This window comes from Pseudomonas sp. BIGb0164 (assembly GCF_024810135.1).
Classification (GTDB): Bacteria; Pseudomonadota; Gammaproteobacteria; order Pseudomonadales; family Pseudomonadaceae; genus Aquipseudomonas.
In genome coordinates this window covers 195,840-215,288 of the sequence record NZ_JANUEA010000010.1, presented here as the reverse complement: position 1 = coordinate 215,288, position 19,449 = coordinate 195,840, and the positions used below count along the sequence as shown (strand labels likewise).

The following is a 19,449-nucleotide window of genomic DNA, read 5'->3' as shown; positions in this document are numbered from 1 at the left end:
GACCGAAAGACCGCATTCGCGAGCAAGCCCGCTCCCACACAAGCCCGCATGTCATAAAACTGGGTCAGGCGCTGACCCGCGCCTCACTGGCCAGCCGGGCAATCGCCATGTCCAACTCGTCCAGCGCCGCCATGGCCTTGGCGTCATCCTGCTTGAGCAGGGTTTCGGCCCGCTGGCAGGCGGCGCGCAATTGCGGCACGCCGCAGTAACGGGTGGCGCCGTGCAGGCGGTGGACACGTTCGATCAGCGCGTTGTTGTCGTTGGCCTCGCGTGCAACGGTGATGGCCGCGCGGTCGGCTTCCAGGGAGGCTAGCAGCATGGCAAGCATGTCGGCGGCCAGGTCGGACTTGTTGGCGGCCAGGCGCAGGCCTTCTTCGTGGTCGAGCACCAGCAATTGCAGGCCGGGGCCCAAGCCGTCGTTCGAGCGTTCCGGCCCTTGGTTGCGCAGGGCCAGGCCGGTCCACTTCAGTACCACCTGGGCCAATTGCCGCTCACTGATGGGCTTGGTCAGGTAGTCATCCATGCCGCTTTGCAGCAGGGCGCGTTTTTCGTTGGCCATGGCGTGGGCGGTAAGGGCCACCACGGGCAGCGGCGTGCCGTGGCGCTCGCTTTCCCACTGGCGAATCGCCTCGGTGCTCTGGCGGCCGTCCATGCCGGGCATCTGCACGTCCATCAGCACCAGGTCGAAGGTTTCCTGTTTGACCGCGTCGATGGCCGCGTATCCGCTTTCCACGGCATGCACCTTGGCCCCCATGTCTTCGAGCAGGGTTTGCACCAGCAGCAGGTTGGCCGGGTTGTCGTCCACGCACAACACGCGCGGTGCGCGGCTCGACAGCGGTTCGCCCGGCTCGCTGCGTGGGGGGCGCGGGCTGATCAGATCGGCCAGGGCACGGCGCAGTTTTCGTGTGCAGGCCGGCTTGGCCTGCAATTGGCTGTTGGGGTTGGGCACCGACTGGTTGAACAGCATCTGCTCGGTGGTCGGGCACAGCACCAGCACCTTGCAGCCCAGGTGTTCGAGGTCCCACAAGTGCTGGTTGAGGCGCTCGGGCGGGATGTCATTGGCGGTCACGCCGAGCACGGCCAAGTCGATGGCCTGCTCGGTCTGATGGGCGCTGGTGATGCCGTTGGTCAGGCTTTCCAGGGTGTTGAACGGGGTGACTTCCAGGCCGCAGTCTTCCAGTTGGTGCTGCAAGGCCTGGCGCGCCAGTTCGTGGTTTTCCAGCACCGCCACGCGCCGGCCGAGCAGCGGCGGCGAGGGCAGGTCGTCAACGTCGTCGCGGGTCTTGGGCAGGCTCAGGCTGATCCAGAATTCCGAGCCTTCGCCCGGTGTGCTGTCCACGCCGATTTCACCGCCCATCTGCTCGATCAATCGCTTGGAAATGACTAGCCCCAGGCCCGTGCCACCCGGTTGGCGCGACAGCGAGTTGTCGGCCTGGCTGAACGCCTGGAACAGCGCGCGCACGTCCTGGTTGGACAGGCCGATGCCGGTGTCCTGCACGCTGATGCGCAGTTGTACGCTGTCTTCCTGTTCGTCTTCGATCATCGCCCGGGCAACGATGGTGCCTTCGCGGGTGAACTTGATCGCGTTGCTGATCAGGTTGGTGAGGATCTGCTTGAGTCGCAACGGGTCGCCCACCAGCGCCAGCGGCGTGTCGCGGTACACTAGGCTGACCAGTTCGAGCTGCTTGGCATGGGCAGCGGGGGCGAGGATGGTCAGGGTGTCTTGCAGCAGATCCCGCAGGTTGAACGGCACACTGTCGAGCACCAGTTTGCCAGCTTCGATCTTCGAGAAATCGAGGATTTCATTGATGATGCCCAGCAGGTTGTCGGCGGACTTTTCGATGGTGCCCAGGTAATCGAGCTGGCGCGGCGACAGTTCGCTTTTTTGCAGCAGGTGGGTAAAGCCGAGGATGCCATTGAGCGGGGTGCGGATTTCATGGCTCATGTTGGCCAGGAACTCCGACTTGATGCGGCTGGCCTCCAGGGCCTCCTTGCGCGCCAGGTCCAGCTCGATGTTCTGGATCTCGATGGTTTCCAGGTTCTGGCGTACGTCTTCGGTGGCCTGGTCGATGCTGTGCTGCAGTTCTTCCTGGGCATTTTGCAGGGTTTCGGCCATGCGGTTGATGCCCGAGGCCAGTTGGTCCAGTTCCTGGCTGCCCAGCGGTGGCAGGCGGGTTTCCAGGTTGCCGTCCTTGAGTTGGGCCACGGCTTGCTTGATCTGGCCAATCGGCGAATTGATGGTGCGGCTGATGCGCAGCGCCAGGGCTGCGGTGCAGACCAGCCCGATGGCGATCAACAGCAGGCTGGCGAACAGGCTGCGATAACCGCGCAACAGCATGCCATTGTGGGACAGTTCAACCTCGACCCAGCCCAGCAGGCGGTCGGATTCGTCAGGGATCAGCTCTCCCGCCAGGTTGCGGTGGCGGCCAAATACCGGCAGCAGGTAGCGCGTGGCGTCGTTGCCGGTGCGCTGCAACAGGTGCGAACTGTTGCCGACGGGCGGCTGGTTGAGCATGGTCGGGCCCGCGTGGGCCAGGGGCGAACGGTCCGGGCTGAGGAACGACACCGCGCGCACGTCCGGCTGTTCCAGGGATTGGGTGGCGATGCGCTCCAGCAGGTCGGTATTGCGGGCGCTCAAGGCCGGCGCCACCAGCGGCGCCAATTGCTCGGCGATCATTTCACCGCGCTGCAGCAGCTGGGTCTGCAACTCCGAGAGCTGCATCCAGGTGAAATAGCCCCCCAACAACAGGGCCATCAGGCTGGTCGGTAATAAGGTCAGCAACAGTACGCGGCCTTTTATCCCCATTCTTCTAAGCACGCCACTCTCCTGCTACCACAGTGTTTTCGATTATCCGCGCAGGCATCCGGCCCGCACCACCTGCGCAGTGTAGCCATTTGCGCGGGCTGGAATCTCGCAAATTATTGACGGGCGGCAATCTTCGGGCCATTCGGTGCCCGGTGGCGATTGCCTGTGACGGTTTAATCTTGAATAATCGGCTATTGAGAATGAATTGCAGACGCTAATGAATCCCGCAGCTGTTGGCCTACCCAGTATCCTGACCATCGAAGATGACCCTGTGCTGGGCGCCTATGTCCACGAGCACCTGGGGCGCTGTGGCTTTCAGGTGACCTGGTGCCAGAATGGCCAGCAAGGTCTGCAGATGGCCCGCGACCAGGCCTTCGATGTGGTGTTGATGGATATCCTGCTGCCGGGGCTGGATGGGTTGTCGATCCTCACCCACTTGCGCCAGAGCCATGCGATCCCGGTGATCCTGATGTCGGCCCTGGGCGCTGAAGCCGATCGCATCAGCGGTTTTCGCCTGGGGGCGGATGACTACCTGCCCAAGCCGTTCAGCATGATCGAGTTGCGGGTGCGCATCGAAGCCATCCTGCGCCGCGTGGCCCTTGACCGTCGCCCGCTGTCGAACGCCCTGGCGCCACGTGACGACGCGCGTTCCCTGCGTTTTGACGACGAACTGTGCGACATCTTTTACCAGGACCATTGGGCCGGCTTGACCCGCAGCGAATACCGCCTGCTGGAAACGCTGCACCGCAATGCCGACGAAGTGCTCAGCAAAGCCTTCCTGTACCAGCACGTGTTGCAACGCGGTTACGCCCCCCACGACCGCAGCCTCGACATGCACATCAGCCAGATCCGCCGCAAGCTCAAGGCCATCGGTTACAGCGAGCGCGAAGTGCGCACGGTGTGGGGCAAGGGCTATGTGCTGAGCGGTCACGATGAAGGCCTTTGAGCGCGCGCTGAAACGACTGCCCGGCAAGCATTCCTTATTCTGGAAGCTGGCGTGCCTGTTGATTGCCTTCTGCTTGCTGATGATCTGGCTCAGTTGGTCCTGGGGCCGCTACATGGAGGAGCAGAACGCCTATCTGGCCGATGAATCACGGGAGATCCTCAAGGGCTATGCCGCCGGTGCCGAGCTGGCGTGGAACACCCAGGGCAGTGCGGGTGTGGATGCCTGGCTCTATCTCATGTCCCAGCGTGAGTCCACGTGGATCGGCGTGATTGGCAATGACCTGCAATCCCTCAGCAGCGCCCCCTTGAGCGACAAGGAAAGCCAGCGGCTGACCTTCCTGCGGGGGTTGGAGTGGCCGGTGAGCCGGCACGTCAAGGGGCTGCCCTGGGTGAAAATCCCGTTCCCGATGGACCCGGGCGCGGGCTCGCTGGTCATCGAGTTGCCAAAACGGTTTATGCCGGGGCGCTACCAGCTGTTCTGGCGAGTGGTCACCAATGGCGTGATCCCCGGCCTGTTTACCTTGCTGCTGTGCATTGGCCTCTACCGCCTCTTGATCATGCCCCTCAATCAGTTGCGCGAGCAGGCCAACGCCTGGCGTGCTGATCAACTCAACACCCGAATGTCCCGCGAAGCCACCAGCCGCCAGGACGAACTGGGCGAGCTGGGCCGGGCGTTTGACCACATGTCCGAGCGCCTGCAGGGCACGGTGGTGCTGCAACAGCAGCTGCTGCGGGACATGTCCCATGAATTGCGCACGCCCTTGAGCCGCCTGAGGGTGGCCTGTGACAGTGAGCAGGACCTGACGCACTTGCGCGAGCGGCTGGCACGTGAAGTGGACGCCATGCAGCGCCTGGTGGAAGACAGCCTGCAACTGGCGTGGCTGGACAGTGACAGGGCGCCGCTGCCCAACGAGGATATCCAGGTCCAGGCCCTGTGGGACATGCTGCGGGAAAACGCCTGTTTCGAGAGTGACTGGCCGGCGTCGCGCATGCCTTGCCTGCTACCGGCCGAGTGCTGGGTGCGCGGCAACCTCAATGCACTGGCCCAGGCCCTGGAGAACGTGTTGCGCAATGCCATCCGCCATTCTCCCGCCCACGGTCTGGTGAAACTGGATGGGTGCCGTGAGGGTGACTACTGGCACCTGTGGCTGGAGGATCAGGGCGCAGGCATCGCAGAGCAGGACCTGGAGCGGATTTTTGCGCCCTTTACTCGCCTTGAAGGGTCACGGCCCGGTGACGGTGGGTTCGGCCTGGGCCTGAGCATTGCCCGCAACGCCGTGCAACGCCAGGGTGGTCGCTTATGGGCGGAAAATACCGGAACGGGCCTGCGGGTACACCTGCGCTTGCTGGCCCGTTGAGGTCTCAGGCGCGACGCTGTTTGCGCTTTTTCCACTGGTGGGCCACCCACCAGCGCCAATAAATCATGGTCAGGCAATAGGCCAGCGCTCCCAGCACTAACCCCAATACCACGGAACCCAGCAGGAAAGGCTGCCAGAGTGTACTCAGCTGGCTGCTGATCCACTCCCAGGTGAGGTTGTCGGGCAGGCTGCGTGGCGGCACATTCATCAGCCAGGCACCGGTCAGGTAGGTGCAGATAAACACCACCGGCATGGTGATCGGGTTGGTCAGCCAGACCAGGCTGACGGCAATCGGCATGTTGGCCCGTACGACAATCGACAGCACGGCCGCCAGCAGCATCTGCAAGGGAATCGGGATGAACGCTGCGAACAGGCCCACGGCCATGGCCCGCGCGACGGAATGGCGATTCAGGTGCCAGAGGTTGGGGTCATGCAGCAATGTGCCGAGAAACTGTAATGACTTGTGTTCCCTGATACTGCTGGGATCGGGCATGTACCGTTTGAATAAGCGCCGGGGCATAAGGGGTCCAGGTCAGTTCGAGGGGCAAGTATGCCCGCATTCTATAAACAGAAAATTCAGACTTTGTGACAAAACATCATAGGTCGCCCTGAGGGTCCGGCTAAGACTGATTGGAACTTTTGAAAAGGAAGCTCCATGAGAACCGGGATGTTCGCCCTCGCGCTAGGCTTGCTGGCCTTGCGATTTCTACCGGCACTGCCCCCGACCGCAGGGTTGCTGGCGATGCCGGTGCTGGCGTTGATGCTGCTGCCGTTTCGCACCTACCCGCTGGCGTTCTTTCTGCTGGGGTTGAGCTGGGCGTGCATCAGCGCGCAGTGGGCATTGGATGACCGCCTCAAGCCCGTGTTGGACGGGCAGACACGCTGGGTGGAGGGGCGTGTGGTCGGGTTGCCGCAACAGAGCGGTAACGGCGTGCGCTTCGAGTTGGCCGACAGTCGGTCGCGCAACGCCCGATTGCCCAAGCGTATCCGAGTGTCCTGGCGGGGCGGCCCGCCGGTCAAAAGCGGCGAACGCTGGCGCTTGGCAATTACGCTCAAGCGTCCCTCGGGGTTGCTCAACTTTCATGGTTTTGATTACGAGGCCTGGTTGCTGGCCCAGCGCATGGGTGCCACCGGCTCGGTCAAGGATGGCGAACGCCTGGCGCCGGCGCGTAATGCCTGGCGCGACGCTCTGCGCCAACGGCTGATGGCGGTGGATGCCCAAGGTCGTGAAGCGGGCCTGGCGGCGCTGGTACTGGGGGACGGTTCCGGGCTTGAGGCCGAAGACTGGCGCGTGCTGCAAGACACCGGCACGGTGCATCTGTTAGTGATTTCCGGTCAGCATATCGGCTTGTTGGCGGGGCTGATCTATGGCCTGGTGGCCGGCCTGGCGCGTTATGGCGCCTGGCCGCGAACGGTGCCGTGGCTGCCGTGGGCCTGTGGCTTGGCGTTTGCCGCGGCGCTGGGTTATGGCCTGCTGGCGGGGTTCGGCGTGCCGGTACAGCGCGCGTGCGTGATGGTGGGCCTGGTCTTGCTGTGGCGCTTGCGCTTCCGGCATCTGGGGATCGGGTGGCCGTTATTGCTGGCATTCAACGGCGTGCTGCTGCTTGAACCGCTGGCGAGCTTGCAGCCGGGGTTCTGGTTGTCGTTTGCAGCAGTCGCGGTGTTGGCCCTGAGCTTCGGCGGGCGTTTGGGGCGTTGGAGCGTCTGGCAACTGTGGACCCGCCCGCAATGGTTGATTGCCATCGGCCTGTTCCCCCTGCTGCTCGTACTTGGGCTGCCGATCAGTCTCAGTGCTCCAGTGGCCAATTTATTTGCCGTGCCGTGGATCAGTCTGGTGGTGTTGCCCCTGGCTCTTTTGGGCACCGCATTGTTGGTGGTGCCGTGGGTGGGAGAAGGGCTGCTGTGGTTGGCGGGTGGGGCGCTGGATGGGCTGTTCCGGGGGCTGGCATTGCTCGCCGGGCACTTGCCAGCCTGGGTACCGGCCGAAGTGCCTTTGGGCTATTGGCTGGTCAGCGTGGCAGGTGCTGTGTTGCTGTTGTTGCCCAAGGGCGTTCCGTTTCGGCTGCTGGGATGGCCGATGCTGATGCTGGCAGTATTTCCACCGAGGACACTGGTGCCCCACGGTCAAGTGGACGTGGTGCAACTGGATGTCGGACAGGGGCAGGCGTTGATCTTGCGTACGCGCCATCACACCCTGATTTACGACGCGGGCCCCCGGGTGGGAGATTCCGATCTGGGCGCCCGTGTGGTGCTGCCTTCGCTGAAAAAATTCGGAGTAAGGCAGTTGGACCTGATGCTGATTAGCCATGCCGATGCCGATCACGCCGGTGGTGCGGCGGCGGTTGCGCGAGGGCTGCCCGTCCAGCGAGTGGTGGGCGGGGAGACCACAGGTTTACCGGCGTTTCTCGGCACGCAACCCTGTATCAGCGGTGAGCAATGGACATGGGATGGAGTGTCGTTCGAATTATGGCAGTGGCCCGACGCTATTTCTGGTAATGCCAAGTCCTGCGTATTGTTGATCGAGGCCAGTGGAGAGCGCCTGTTGCTCACGGGGGATATCGATCGTGCTGCCGAGCGCATCTTCCTGCGCTCACCCTTGGCGGCGCCCGTCGATTGGCTGCAGGCGCCGCACCATGGTAGCCACAGCTCTTCCTCCTGGCCTTTCGTGCAGCGGCTCGCGCCCAAGTCAGTGCTGATTTCACGGGGCCGTGGCAATGCGTTCGGCCATCCCCATGCCCAGGTCATCGAACGTTACTGGGCGTTGGGCAGCCAGCTCTATGACAGTGCGGAACAGGGCGCGGTGCGCCTGCAGTTGGGCGCTTTCCAGCCACCGGTTGTTGCGCGCAGTCAACGTCGCTTCTGGCGCGAACCCTTACCCTAGCGGTGCATTGCCCAAGGCCACGTACTGCGACGGGCGGGCCTGTGGCCGACAAACCCAGCCAGCGAACCTATATGGTAAAGTGGCGCACTTTTTCGAGGGGACATTCACTGTGTGGGAATTGGTCAAATCCGGCGGCTGGATGATGTTGCCGATCATCTTGAGCTCCATCGCCGCACTCGGCATCGTTGCCGAACGCCTGTGGACCCTGCGCGCCAGCCGCGTCACGCCTGAGCATTTGCTGGGGCAGGTCTGGGCCTGGATCAAGAACAAACAGTTGGACAAGGACAAACTCAAGGAACTGCGCGCCAATTCACCCCTGGGGGAAATCCTCGCCGCGGGCCTGGCCAACTCCAAGCACGGTCGCGAGATCATGAAGGAGTGCATCGAAGAGGCCGCCGCCCGGGTCATCCATGAGCTGGAGCGCTACATCAACGCCCTCGGCACCATCGCCGCCATGGCGCCGCTGCTGGGTTTGCTGGGCACGGTGCTGGGCATGATCGACATCTTCAGTTCGTTCATGGGCTCGGGCATGACCACCAACGCGGCGGTGCTCGCCGGTGGTATCTCCAAGGCGCTGATCACCACGGCTGCGGGCCTGATGGTGGGTATTCCGTCGGTGTTCTTCCACCGCTTCCTGCAACGGCGCATCGATGAGCTGGTGGTGGGCATGGAGCAAGAAGCCATCAAGCTGGTTGAGGTGGTGCAGGGCGACCGTGATGTGGACCTGGTCGAGGGCAAAGCGTGAAATTTCGCCGCAAGCAACGGGAAAACGTTGATATCAACCTCGCGTCGCTGATCGACGTGGTGTTTATCCTGCTGCTGTTCTTTGTCGTTACCACCACCTTTACCCGGCAAACCGAACTGCGGGTCGACCTGCCGGAAGCGGTGAGTGGCTCGCCCGCCGAGGACCAGGAGGTCAAGCAACTGGACATCGCCATCAGCGCCGACGGTGTGTATTCGGTGAATAACCACCTGCTGGAGAAAAACGACCTCACCAGCCTGATGGACGCCTTGCAGAAAGAATCCGGCGGCGATACCAAGATGCTGCTGTCGATCAGTGCCGACGGCAAGACCCAGCATCAAGCGGTGATCACGGCAATGGACGCGGCCGGCAAGCTCGGTTTCAGCCATTTGCGCATGACCACCGTCGAGGCGGCGAGCCAACCCTGATGGCCATGTCCGATCGTTTCCTCAAGGCCTGGTACGAAGGCCATCCGGCGCTCACGCTGCTGCGGCCGCTGGAATCCCTGTATCGCCACGTGGTGCAACGCAAGCGTGCACGCTTCCTGGCCGGCGAGGGGTCGATCTACCAGTCACCGGTGCCGGTAGTGGTGGTGGGCAATATCACCGTGGGCGGCACCGGCAAAACGCCGCTGATCCTGTGGTTGATCGAACACTGCCAGCGCAGCGGTTTGCGCGTGGGCGTGGTCAGCCGGGGTTATGGCGCCAAGCCGCCGCACTTGCCGTGGCGGGTCGAGGCCAGCCACAGCGCCGAGGTGGCTGGCGACGAGCCGTCGTTGATCGTGCAGCGCAGCGGCGTGCCGCTGATGATTGACCCCGACCGCAGCCGCGCCGTCCGTGCGCTGCTGGCCAGTGAACCCCTGGACCTGATCCTCTCCGACGATGGCCTGCAGCACTACCGTCTGGCTCGCGACCTTGAACTGGTGCTGATCGACGCCGCCCGTGGCCTCGGCAACCGCCGCTGCCTGCCGGCCGGGCCGCTGCGCGAACCGGTGGAGCGCTTGCAAAGCGTCGATGCGCTGCTCTACAACGGCGCCGGCGCCGACCGTGACGATGGTTTTGCCTTTCGCCTGCTGCCCACGGCGCTGATCAACGTCAAGACCGGCGAGCGCCAGCCAGTCGACCATTTTCCTGCCGGCCAGCAGGTGCACGCGGTGGCGGGCATCGGCAACCCGCAACGTTTCTTCAATACCCTTGAAACGCTACACTGGCGGCCGATACCCCACGCGTTCGCCGATCACGCGGCGTTTAGCGCCGAGGTCTTGAATTTTTCACCGTCATTGCCGCTGGTCATGACCGAAAAGGACGCGGTGAAGTGCCGCGCCTTTGCCAGGCCCGACTGGTGGTACCTTGCAGTGGATGCGCTGCCGTCGCCGGCGTTTGTCGCCTGGTTCGACACGCAGCTGATGCGCCTGCTGCCTGCCCGTCTTTTGCCTTAAACGCTTCTTTCCAGGAAACACTCATGGACACCAAACTGCTCGACATCCTCGCTTGCCCGATCTGCAAAGGCCCGCTCAAGCTCAGCGCCGATAAAACCGAGCTGATCAGTAAAGGCGCCGGCCTGGCGTACCCGATCCGTGATGGCATTCCGGTCATGCTGGAAAGCGAAGCCCGTACCCTGACCACCGATGAGCGTCTGGATAAATGACCACCGCCTTTACCGTTGTCATTCCATCCCGCTATGCCTCCACCCGTTTGCCGGGCAAACCGCTGCAGTTGATCGGCAGCAAGCCGATGATTCAGCTGGTGTGGGAACAGGCCTGCAAAAGCAGCGCCGAGCGGGTGGTGGTGGCCACCGATGACCCGCGCATCATCGAGGCCTGCCAAAGCTTTGGTGCTGAAGCCGTGCTGACCCGTGAAGACCATAACTCGGGCACTGACCGCCTGGCCGAAGTGGCGACACAATTGGGCCTGGCGCCGGACGCAATCGTGGTCAATGTGCAAGGTGATGAGCCGTTGATCCCGCCGAGCGTGATCGACCAGGTGGCCGCCAACCTGGCCGCCCATGGCGAAGCGCGCATGGCGACCCTGGCCGAACCCATCGAAGACATCGACACCCTGTTCAACCCGAACGTGGTGAAAGTGGTCAGCGACATCAACGGTCTGGCGCTGACCTTCAGCCGCTCGACGCTGCCGTGGGCGCGGGACGCGTTCGCCAAGAGCCGCGACGTACTGCCCGAGGGCGTGCCCTATCGTCGCCACATCGGGATCTACGCCTATCGCGCCGGTTTCCTGCATGACTTCGTCAGCTGGGGCCCGTGCTGGCTGGAAAATACCGAGTCCCTGGAGCAGTTGCGGGCCCTGTGGCATGGCGTGCGTATCCATGTGGGCGACGCGTTGGAAGCGCCGCCGGCCGGTGTCGACACCCCGGAAGACCTTGAGCGCGTCCGTCGCCTGCTGGGGGCCTGATGGAGGTTTTGTTTGTCTGCCTGGGCAACATCTGTCGCTCGCCGACTGCCGAGGGTGTGTTGCGCCACAAATTGCGCGAAGCGGGTTTGGCGGGGCAGGTCGACGTCGCGTCGGCCGGTACAGGTGACTGGCACGTGGGCAACCCACCGGACCAGCGCAGCCAACGTGCGGCGCTGGTGCGCGGTTATGACTTGTCGGCTCAACGTGCACAGCAGGTTTCTCGCGCCGACTTTGCGCGTTATGACCTGATCCTGGCGATGGATAACAGCAACTTGCGCAACCTCAAGGCATTGCAGCCGGGGCAGGGCAAGGCCGAGCTGGATCTGTTCCTGCGTCGCTATGAAGGCGAAGTGGATGAAGTGCCAGACCCTTACTACGAAGGTGAGCAAGGGTTTGAGCGGGTCCTGGACCTGATCGAGCAGGCCTGTGATTCATTGGTCATCGAATTGAAGGGGCGGTTATGACCTTGCAGGTGCGGGCGCAAGTGTCGCTCAAGCCGTTCAACAGCTTTGGCATTGATGTGCGCGCGCAGATGTTTGCCGAAGCCCACAGCGACGCCGATGTGCGTGAAGCCTTAGCGTACGCCGCTGCCCACGCGTTGCCGCTGCTGGTGATCGGCGGCGGCAGCAACCTGCTGCTCACCCAGGATATCCCGGCGTTGGTGCTGCGCATGGCCACCCAGGGAATCCGCGTGCTGCACGACGATGGCCTCCAGGTGGTCGTCGAGGCGGAAGCGGGCGAGGCCTGGCATCCGTTTGTGCTGTGGACCCTGGAACACGGTTTCTGCGGCCTGGAAAACCTCAGCCTGATCCCCGGCACGGTGGGCGCTGCACCGATGCAGAACATCGGCGCCTACGGTGTGGAGATCAAGGACGTATTCGCCGGCCTGACCGCGTTGGATCGCCAGACGGGCGAATTGCGCGACTTCAGCCTGCAAGAGTGCCAGTTTGCCTACCGCGACAGCCTGTTCAAGCACGAGACCGGGCGCTGGTTGATCCTGCGGGTGCGCTTTGCCTTGAGCCGCGCCAGCCACCTCAAGCTCGATTACGGCCCAGTGCAGCAGCGCCTGGCCGGGCAGGGCATTACGGACGCGACACCCAGTGATGTCAGTCGGGCCATCTGCAGCATCCGCCGCGAAAAACTGCCGGACCCTGCCGAGCTGGGCAATGCGGGGAGCTTCTTCAAGAACCCGCTGGTGTCCCAGGTGCTGGCCGCCGAGCTGCAAAGCCTGTACCCCGACCTGGTGGCGTACCCCCAGGCGGATGGGCAGATGAAGCTTGCGGCCGGCTGGCTGATCGACAAGGCCGGCTGGAAGGGCTTTCGTGACGGTGATGCCGGCGTGCATAAGATGCAAGCACTGGTGCTGGTCAACTACGGCACGGCCACCGGGCATGACATCGCCAACCTGGCCCAGCGTATTCAGCGGGATATTGCTGAACGCTTCAAGGTCGAGCTGGAGATGGAGCCCAACCAGTACTGATCCCTGGGCAATAAAAAAGCCCCGCATCTCTCGATGCGGGGCTTTTTTTATGTCGCTAGCAATCAGTCATCACGGCTCATGATGCCGAAGATCTGCAACAGGCTGATGAACAGGTTGTAGATCGATACATACAGGCTGATGGTTGCCATGATGTAGTTACGCTCACCGCCGTGGATGATGGCGCTGGTCTGGAACAGGATGCACACGGAGGAGAACAGCACGAAACCGGCACTGATCGCCAACTGCAGGCCACTGATCTGGAAGAACATGCTGGCTACGACGGCCGCCAGCAACACGAAGAAGCCCGCGGTGATGAAGCCGCCCAGGAAGCTCATGTCCTTGCGGCTGATCAGCACGTAGGCCGACAGACCACCAAACACCAGGGCGGTCATGGCGAATGCCGAGCTGACCACTTCCGCGCCGCCGGCCATGCCGAGGTAGCGGTTGAGGATCGGGCCGAGGATGAAGCCCATGAAGCCGGTCAGGGCAAACGCCGACACCAGGCCCCAGGCCGAGTCACGCAGTTTGTTGGTGAGGAAGAACAGGCCGTAGAAACCGATCAGCACGACAAAGATATTCGGGTAGCCGACGCGCATCTGTTGCGCCACATACGCCATCACGCCGCTGAATGCGAGGGTAAGGGCGAGCAAGCCGTACGTATTGCGCAACACGCGGCTGACTTCAAGCTGCTCAGCCTGCGCGTTACCATTCACTGCGTAATTCTGTTCGCGCATGGCGACACTCCTTCAGTTTTGAAACGTTCAGTCGCAAAGATCATAACAGACGCTCTGTAACAAGTTATGGCGAGAGTTTGACAGTGTGTTTCATTCGGGTATTATGGCGCCCGCTGAGACGGGATAGGCTACTATAATCCTGTGATGCACAAGGGAAATTGGCAGAGTGGTTGAATGCACCGGTCTTGAAAACCGGCGGACGTTAATAGCGTCTCCAGGGTTCGAATCCCTGGTTTCCCGCCAAATTAAACGATAAGGCCTCGATTAGTCGGGGCTTTTTCGTATCTGGGGTTTGAGAAGGTTTCAGCTGCTTTTTGCAGGGGTTCCGAAACTTTCGGGTAGGAGTTCCGAAACTTTGCCTATTTGGAGGGTTTCGCGGTCGCCCCGATCCTCCTGTAAACCCTCTTTGTGATTTCCTGTTTGCTGTGTCCCAGCAGCAGGCTTGCATCACCGATATCGATGATTTCCGAGGCCGCCTTCGGCCGGATGTCGCGGAACTGAAACCTTCCAATTTTGGCCGCGAGCAGCGGGTCGCCTTTTTCGATGGCGTTCTGCTGAGCTTTTTCACGCGCCTTGTCCCAGCGCAAGCGCAACATCCCCTTTGTCATCCGCTTTCCATGCTTGTTGATCAACAGGTATTTGGACGGGTGCCCGGCATTCCTTTCGCCAATTTCCCTGACTAGCCTCCCCAAGCTGTTCTCCCCTGCATCCGTACGCATCAAGATTCTGAGCTTCTGCCCGGTCTTGCCCTGCGTTACCAGGAAGTAATCACCCTCGGTATCGTCGCTGCGCATGATCAGCACGTCAGCAGGCCGCTGCCCGGTCAAATAGCCCAGGTCCATGGCTTCCTTCAGTTCTTGTTCAGCAACGGCGTAGACGGCGTCCCAGACAGCCGTATTGGCGTAATAGTCGCGCGGCGCCTCCTTGTTCTTCCTTATGCCCTGACATGGGTTCTCCCGCTCAGTCAGGCCCCATTCCCTAGCCATGTTGAAAACGTGGGAGAGAAGGGCGATCTCACGGTTGGCACGAACCTTCGCTGAGCGGGCATCTCGGTAACCCGCGATGTTGAAAGGCGTAATTGAATCGATGGGGGCCTCATCAAAGGTTGGGCGAAGCTGTTTCAGTTCGGCCATGTTGTCCTTCTGGGTCCGCTCCCCCTTTTTTGGGATGACGTCACGCACGTATCGGTCGAAGATGCCCTTCATCGTTGTCAGATCAGCAGGCTTTTCTTTGGCCTCCAGCTCGGCCCATTTCAGACGGGCTTTGCTCAAGTCCGTGCCTAAAGGGATCTCTTTGCCGTTAGAGTCCCGATAGTAGTAGCCGATCCAGACCTTCCCGTTTTTCCTTGGGCGCTTGCGCCGCACCATTCCAGGCGGCAAGTCCCTATTTTCCGTGTTCCGGGGGCGCATATCAGTTCACTCTGGAGAAGTCGGGCGTCCAAGCCGGGCGGGCCGGCGGCGGCGGGTTTGGATCTGCGATCGCGGCATTGACCATGCCGAGCTTCATGCGGGCGAACATCCGGCCCACCAGCGGCCGGCCGCCACGGCTCTCGATGTATATCCAGTTTCTGTCTTTCAACCATTTGCGCTGATGAGCGCGCTGCTTGTAGCCGGTAATCTCGGCGAGCTCTTCGTCCGAGAGGATCTCTGCTTGCATAACTACCTCCCGCCGCCCGTACTGGGCCGCTCTGTCTTGATACTTTCCATTTGGTGTCCTTGCCGCGCTGGGCAGTAGTGGGTGGGTTAGGTCGGGAGAAGGCCTTTCGCTTTGGCTTCGTCCCGGCATTGCGCCCGGAACAGTCGCGCAGATTCCAGCGCTTGCTGCCTGGTGGATGCCTTCCAGGTCGGACCGACTTGCACGAACTTTCCGCGCAGCTTCCCGCACCAGTGATTGACGAAGTTGCCGTTCTCGATCTGGCTGATGATCCCGGCAGTGGCTTTGGGCGCTGTCGCGTAATCGACCAGCTTTTGTTCGTAGGTCATTTCAGGCATAGGAATACCTAGCCCGCCGCTCACCGGCAGGCATTTAGGGGATTGGGGTTAGGGGTAGCTCTTGCTGATGCGCTGTGCGATATCTTCGAGCTCCCCGGCTATTTCAAACATTTGATTGTTGTCGCGACGGGATACAACGGGGGATCGGTGGACGTTTCGGCCGCTCAAGATTTTGGCGGCTATCAGTATCAGCCAGGCCTCTACCTTGCGGCGGAAGAGCCGCTTCATGGCTTTGGCCCCTTGTAGATGAACACGTAGGCGAACCAGAGGGTGGCGATCATGGCTGCTGCTCCTTTTCGAAGTGGAAAACCACCGGCGCGCCTGTCTCGGCGATCAGGCCATATGCCTTGGCCAGGCGGTAAATTGGGGTGTAGTTGTTCAGCGACTCGACGTGTCTTGAGATCCAGCTGCGCCAGCCTTCCAGGGTTTGGCCTCCCTTGCTGATGTTGCAGGGCGCGCAGGCCGGCATCATGTTCTCCGGCACGTCATGCTCAGGCCGGAGCGGCTTGCCCGACACCAGCTTCCAGGTGCCGGCGGCGGTCTGCTTTGAAAGCAGCTCGCGCACTACCGGCGCCAAGTGGTCGGCGTGCCACCGGTCACCCAGCACCACACCGCAGTAGGCGCAGTGCCCGCCGTACTTCAGGCGCACTTTTTCACGCTCAGCTTTCTTCAGGCGCATAGGTATCCTTGCCGCTATAGCGGCTGACTTGAAGGGGGAGGGGTTTATTAAAATCGGCCTACACGAGGCCGTGGGATGTGCTAGAAATGATATGTCGCGCATGAATTTCAGATATTCGTTGTTGGGGTGCTGCGCTGCAGACGCTCTATTACTCCGTTGGAGCGGGCCCTCTTGCTGTGGGCATTGATCGGTAGGCTGTCGCATTTTGCGGCGAGTTAAACAACTCCCTTCCTCTGGGCTACTAACTCAACGCCTTGGCCTGCCGGTCACCTCTTCCGATTTAACCGAACCCCTCAAGCACCTTCATACTTTTCGCTACAGCGGCTGACTTTGAAGGGGGAGGGGTATTAATAATTAATGTATCTAGGCATGATTGAGTGTGGCACACCGCCATCATCAATCGAGATTACGGAATGATCACTTACTCAATACGGAAACGGAAAGATTCTGAAGAACACCACATTTTTGAGGGAAAACTGCTTACAACAGATCCCTTGCAATGCCGTAACCAAACCGAATCAATCTGTAGAAAGGTCGTGCACAAGGATACGGACAACATCAACGAAAGCTGCCGGAGCGAAGATGTGGCTAGAACCAAGGCTGCCAAACTTGGAAGGAAAGTTTGCGGTACTTGCGTGAGCCATTTGTACGCAACGCCCGAGTAAACAGCCCTCCTTGCATTTTAGGAGTACGGATGTACTCCTATTCGGCTGGAGCTGACTCTTTCAGCTCGGCAGAAGCGTTCCGGCGCCAGTTGGCAGGGTCTTTCAGGTAGTGGCTGAGCATCCAGTAAATAGTTACGGCCTGTTCGTCCTCGGCCTTCCTGGCTATCTGGTGGCCCATCAAGCGTAGTGCCTGGGCGGTGTGGATGTGCTGGAAGCACATCTGCCCCAAGATCCAGCGAAGTTCGGTGGTCAACTCCGGCACCACTGCTACCGGCGCGGGATGCTCAGCCAGGTTCGAAAGGGCCATGGTCACATTCGAAAACCCCATGTCCCTGGCTTTCTGCCAAACCTCGTCGTACAGGTCGGCCTTGTACTTCTGATCCTCAAGAGCCCGATCAGCCTTTGCTGCTGCCAGGATTTTCAGGCAGCGCTTGCAGGTAACACGGTCCTTGTTGGGCGACATCTCGGGGTCTCCAATATCGGTGCCGCAGAACAGAGTTTCAGGGTGATCCTGGTCGGCCTCTATCCCGCCGTCCCAGTCGTCGTAGTGAATCGCGCGCTTACTCATACAGCCTCCCTCGTTACCAGATCACCGGAATTCACAACTGTCATTCCGAGGCGTTCGGCGATCAGGACTTCCAGCTTGGCGCCTTGCGACTTTTCCCAGTCGGGCAGCAGGGCGATCACGCCGCACAAGCCCAAGCGCGTCAAGTCGTAGGCTATATACTCTGCCCACTGTGCACCCTCGACGATGCCGCGGTCTGCCGGGTTCTCGACTTCGTAGCCTTGGGCGCGGAGTTGGTCAGCCACGGCGTTGAATGCCGGGTAGTTGAAGTCGGCGATGCCGGTCATAGGCCCGGCGACGTACACGCGGTTGGCGCGGGCGGTCTGCAGAGTGACGCCGGGCAGCAGGAACGACTTGATGCGGTCAACTGCCCGATCAACAGGCGCCTGGATGAATGATGGTAGCGGCTCGTTAGCTGGCGGCGTGGTTCGAGTAACAGCAGCGACCATGCTGACGAGCGAGTCGGTAACGATGCTGCGAATATCTGGCTTGCGGTTTTCTGTAGGCATGGGGAGTCCTCGCGTCTATATGCGGTAAACTGGTAAAAAAATTTCGAGGCGAATGTGTAATGGGGCGTGTTCTGGCGATAGTGGGTATTGTTGTAACAGTGGTTTATTTGTTTTTTGTTTGGTGGTTAGTGGGGGGGAGGATTCAATCCCTGCAAACAATGGGGCTAAATGAAGTAGGGGATTTTTTAGCAGGTGTGTTTGGACCTTTAGCTATTCTCTGGCTCGTATTGGGGTTTTTCCAACAGGGCGTAGAACTTCGGCAAGGGACAGAGGCGCTGAAGATGCAAGCAGAAGAATTAAGGGCGTCAGTGCAGCAGCAGTCAGCTATGGTTGATGTATCGAAGGAACAGCTACGCACTGCGATAGATGCAGCAAAGTATGAGAAACAGCTTAACGAAAGTAACTGTGAGCCACATACTGGTTTCAAATTTAAGTATATGGTCACTAAAGGCCCTGAGAATATCGCTACTTTTGTACTGATTAACACCGGGCCCAGATGTCGAGCGTTGAGTGTTATATTTTCCGCCTCTGATTCTGAGCAAATAATTTTGATGTATAAGGAGGTTTTTGCGAGCGAAGAAATTGAAATTGAAGTGCCTGAAAGGCTGCTGAGTGTTTCTGAGCTAAGAAAGGCTACTCTTAGTTATACAAAAAATAACGGAACAGTAAGTCATGAGTTTTATGGTTTAAGGAAAGTCCAGCCTAGATTTGGTCATCCTTTTGCGGAAGCGGTAAGGCTCTCTAGCTAATCAGCAAGCTTTCATTAGCGCCTCAATTATTCGACGACCAGCCAATGGCGGAACCGCGTTTCCGGTCATGTGCATGGTCAGCCGGTGGTTTTCCGGGCGCAGCGTGTCTTTCGGGAATGACTGCGCGACCATTGCCTCGTCGGCGGTGATCATGCGCATCCGGTCACCGTCGACCACGGCCCATCGATCCAGGGTGGTGATGGTGCCGATCGGGCGGTCCAGGCTACGGCCGGTGAGTCCGGAACCTGAACCGTAATAGGGCATCACAAACCGTTCGCCGAATCGCTCCCGGCCATTCTTCACGCGGGCCAGCGTGGATTCGGCCCGCCCTGGCTTGATGATTGGCGACCACTTGCCGGCGTTGAAGTCGATAATTTCGCTGGCCGGCACATGCCGGTGCTGCTGGAGCTGCAGGTGCAGCGGCGCTTTGCTGCGGGAGCAGACCATGAACAGTCTCACACGATGCTGAGGCACACCGAGGTCGGCGCAGTCCACGATATGCGGTGCAAGCGAATAGCCCAGGCGCTGCATCGCGTCGGCCCAGGCCGGGTACAAGATCCAGTCCATGAACTCCGGGACGTTCTCGATGATGGCGAAGTCGGGGCGATTTACCTCTGCGTTCGCCACCGGTGCCCAGGCGGTCGAGCGCGAGTTGTCGTGCTGCGGGTTGCCCGCGGCCTTACCGCGAGCCTTTGCGTGGCCCTGGCAGCACGGAGAGGCCAGCATCACGTCATGCTTTGGAACCCGCGACCAGTCAGCCTGATGCAAGTCCTGGCAGACGTGCTGCGTGTCCGGGTTGTTCCTGGTGTGCCACTCAACCGCGGCGGGCCAGTGGTTGGCGGCCCAGAGGACGTTGAGTCCAGCATCCTTTCCGCCGCGGGTCCATCCGCCGAAGCCGGAAAACAGGTCAATTGCTTTGAGCATGAGGGATCCTTTT

22 protein-coding genes and 1 tRNA gene are annotated in these 19,449 nt (G+C 60.8%); 12 read left to right on the top strand and 11 right to left on the bottom strand.

What is annotated here, in order from left to right; translation table 11 throughout:
* Nucleotides 1–64 precede the first annotated feature (64 nt).
* Nucleotides 65–2,818, bottom strand: coding sequence for a response regulator (locus M2394_RS24980; protein WP_178918771.1), 2,754 nt, complete (start codon nucleotides 2,816–2,818; stop codon nucleotides 65–67).
* A 205-nt stretch (nucleotides 2,819–3,023) separates the two neighbouring features.
* Here M2394_RS24980 and M2394_RS24975 point away from each other — a divergent pair, with 205 nt between their 5' ends.
* Both M2394_RS24975 and M2394_RS24970 read left to right on the top strand, forming a co-directional pair.
* Nucleotides 3,024–3,752 (top strand): response regulator transcription factor, encoded by a 729-nt coding sequence (locus M2394_RS24975; RefSeq protein WP_178918770.1) that lies wholly within the window; start codon nucleotides 3,024–3,026, stop codon nucleotides 3,750–3,752.
* Complete coding sequence (locus M2394_RS24970) at nucleotides 3,739–5,109, top strand: sensor histidine kinase (protein ID WP_259174968.1); 1,371 nt, start codon at nucleotides 3,739–3,741, stop codon at nucleotides 5,107–5,109. Before M2394_RS24975 ends, M2394_RS24970 begins: the two co-directional genes overlap by 14 nt.
* Before the next feature lie 4 nt (nucleotides 5,110–5,113).
* Here the strand turns inward: M2394_RS24970 and M2394_RS24965 are convergent, their stop codons facing one another.
* Complete coding sequence (locus M2394_RS24965; RefSeq protein ID WP_178918768.1) at nucleotides 5,114–5,629, bottom strand: DUF2062 domain-containing protein; 516 nt, start codon at nucleotides 5,627–5,629, stop codon at nucleotides 5,114–5,116.
* 135 nt (nucleotides 5,630–5,764) lie between these two features.
* On the opposite strand from M2394_RS24965, the gene M2394_RS24960 reads away from it, so the two are divergent.
* The 8 genes from M2394_RS24960 (at nucleotide 5,765) to murB (ending at nucleotide 12,620) form a co-directional block, all read left to right on the top strand.
* Nucleotides 5,765–7,990: a ComEC/Rec2 family competence protein gene (locus tag M2394_RS24960; RefSeq protein ID WP_259174967.1), complete on the top strand. Its 2,226-nt coding sequence runs from the start codon at nucleotides 5,765–5,767 to the stop codon at nucleotides 7,988–7,990.
* Nucleotides 7,991–8,099: 109 nt separating this feature from the next.
* Nucleotides 8,100–8,735 carry a MotA/TolQ/ExbB proton channel family protein gene (locus M2394_RS24955; RefSeq protein WP_176995514.1) on the top strand — a complete coding sequence of 212 codons (636 nt, stop codon included), beginning with the start codon at nucleotides 8,100–8,102 and terminating at the stop codon, nucleotides 8,733–8,735.
* On the top strand, nucleotides 8,732–9,160 hold the full coding sequence (locus tag M2394_RS24950; protein WP_259174966.1) for a biopolymer transporter ExbD: 429 nt from the start codon (nucleotides 8,732–8,734) through the stop codon (nucleotides 9,158–9,160). The genes M2394_RS24955 and M2394_RS24950 overlap by 4 nt, the downstream gene beginning before the upstream one ends.
* On the top strand, nucleotides 9,160–10,170 hold the full coding sequence (lpxK, locus tag M2394_RS24945) for a tetraacyldisaccharide 4'-kinase (RefSeq protein ID WP_259174965.1): 1,011 nt from the start codon (nucleotides 9,160–9,162) through the stop codon (nucleotides 10,168–10,170). Before M2394_RS24950 ends, lpxK begins: the two co-directional genes overlap by 1 nt.
* Nucleotides 10,171–10,193: 23 nt before the next feature.
* Nucleotides 10,194–10,379: a Trm112 family protein gene (locus M2394_RS24940; protein WP_003174668.1), complete on the top strand. Its 186-nt coding sequence runs from the start codon at nucleotides 10,194–10,196 to the stop codon at nucleotides 10,377–10,379.
* Nucleotides 10,376–11,140, top strand: coding sequence for a 3-deoxy-manno-octulosonate cytidylyltransferase (gene kdsB / locus M2394_RS24935; protein ID WP_178918764.1), 765 nt, complete (start codon nucleotides 10,376–10,378; stop codon nucleotides 11,138–11,140). Before M2394_RS24940 ends, kdsB begins: the two co-directional genes overlap by 4 nt.
* Nucleotides 11,140–11,604 carry a low molecular weight protein-tyrosine-phosphatase gene (locus M2394_RS24930; RefSeq protein WP_176995518.1) on the top strand — a complete coding sequence of 155 codons (465 nt, stop codon included), beginning with the start codon at nucleotides 11,140–11,142 and terminating at the stop codon, nucleotides 11,602–11,604. Before kdsB ends, M2394_RS24930 begins: the two co-directional genes overlap by 1 nt.
* Complete coding sequence (gene murB / locus M2394_RS24925; RefSeq protein WP_259174962.1) at nucleotides 11,601–12,620, top strand: UDP-N-acetylmuramate dehydrogenase; 1,020 nt, start codon at nucleotides 11,601–11,603, stop codon at nucleotides 12,618–12,620. Before M2394_RS24930 ends, murB begins: the two co-directional genes overlap by 4 nt.
* 62 nt (nucleotides 12,621–12,682) lie before the next feature.
* Here the strand turns inward: murB and M2394_RS24920 are convergent, their stop codons facing one another.
* Nucleotides 12,683–13,354, bottom strand: a complete 672-nt coding sequence (locus M2394_RS24920) for a Bax inhibitor-1/YccA family protein (RefSeq protein WP_003192030.1) — start codon at nucleotides 13,352–13,354, stop codon at nucleotides 12,683–12,685.
* A gap of 152 nt (nucleotides 13,355–13,506) precedes the next feature.
* On the opposite strand from M2394_RS24920, the gene M2394_RS24915 reads away from it, so the two are divergent.
* Nucleotides 13,507–13,597, top strand: a tRNA-Ser gene (locus M2394_RS24915).
* A gap of 116 nt (nucleotides 13,598–13,713) precedes the next feature.
* Here the strand turns inward: M2394_RS24915 and M2394_RS24910 are convergent.
* The 7 genes from M2394_RS24910 to M2394_RS24880 all read right to left on the bottom strand — a co-directional run bounded on the left by M2394_RS24910 (nucleotide 13,714) and on the right by M2394_RS24880 (nucleotide 17,763).
* On the bottom strand, nucleotides 13,714–14,763 hold the full coding sequence (locus M2394_RS24910; protein ID WP_259174960.1) for a tyrosine-type recombinase/integrase: 1,050 nt from the start codon (nucleotides 14,761–14,763) through the stop codon (nucleotides 13,714–13,716).
* 1 nt (nucleotide 14,764) lies between these two features.
* Nucleotides 14,765–15,010 carry a DUF4224 domain-containing protein gene (locus M2394_RS24905; RefSeq protein ID WP_178918760.1) on the bottom strand — a complete coding sequence of 82 codons (246 nt, stop codon included), beginning with the start codon at nucleotides 15,008–15,010 and terminating at the stop codon, nucleotides 14,765–14,767.
* A gap of 86 nt (nucleotides 15,011–15,096) precedes the next feature.
* Entirely contained in the window at nucleotides 15,097–15,345 is a 249-nt protein-coding gene (locus tag M2394_RS24900) for a hypothetical protein (RefSeq protein ID WP_218646907.1), read from the bottom strand.
* A 48-nt stretch (nucleotides 15,346–15,393) separates the two neighbouring features.
* Complete coding sequence (locus M2394_RS24895) at nucleotides 15,394–15,573, bottom strand: hypothetical protein (protein WP_259174958.1); 180 nt, start codon at nucleotides 15,571–15,573, stop codon at nucleotides 15,394–15,396.
* A gap of 49 nt (nucleotides 15,574–15,622) precedes the next feature.
* Entirely contained in the window at nucleotides 15,623–16,024 is a 402-nt protein-coding gene (locus M2394_RS24890) for an HNH endonuclease (RefSeq protein WP_259174957.1), read from the bottom strand.
* Between the two features lie 702 nt (nucleotides 16,025–16,726).
* On the bottom strand, nucleotides 16,727–17,257 hold the full coding sequence (locus M2394_RS24885; protein WP_259174956.1) for a hypothetical protein: 531 nt from the start codon (nucleotides 17,255–17,257) through the stop codon (nucleotides 16,727–16,729).
* Entirely contained in the window at nucleotides 17,254–17,763 is a 510-nt protein-coding gene (locus tag M2394_RS24880; RefSeq protein ID WP_259174955.1) for a DUF4406 domain-containing protein, read from the bottom strand. The genes M2394_RS24885 and M2394_RS24880 overlap by 4 nt, the downstream gene beginning before the upstream one ends.
* Nucleotides 17,764–17,822: 59 nt before the next feature.
* Here M2394_RS24880 and M2394_RS24875 point away from each other — a divergent pair, with 59 nt between their 5' ends.
* Nucleotides 17,823–18,512: a hypothetical protein gene (locus M2394_RS24875; protein WP_259174953.1), complete on the top strand. Its 690-nt coding sequence runs from the start codon at nucleotides 17,823–17,825 to the stop codon at nucleotides 18,510–18,512.
* Here the strand turns inward: M2394_RS24875 and M2394_RS24870 are convergent, their stop codons facing one another.
* The gene (locus M2394_RS24870; protein WP_259174951.1) at nucleotides 18,513–19,436 is read right to left on the bottom strand and encodes a DNA cytosine methyltransferase; all 924 of its coding nucleotides are present in this window, start codon (nucleotides 19,434–19,436) and stop codon (nucleotides 18,513–18,515) included.
* Nucleotides 19,437–19,449 lie beyond the last annotated feature (13 nt).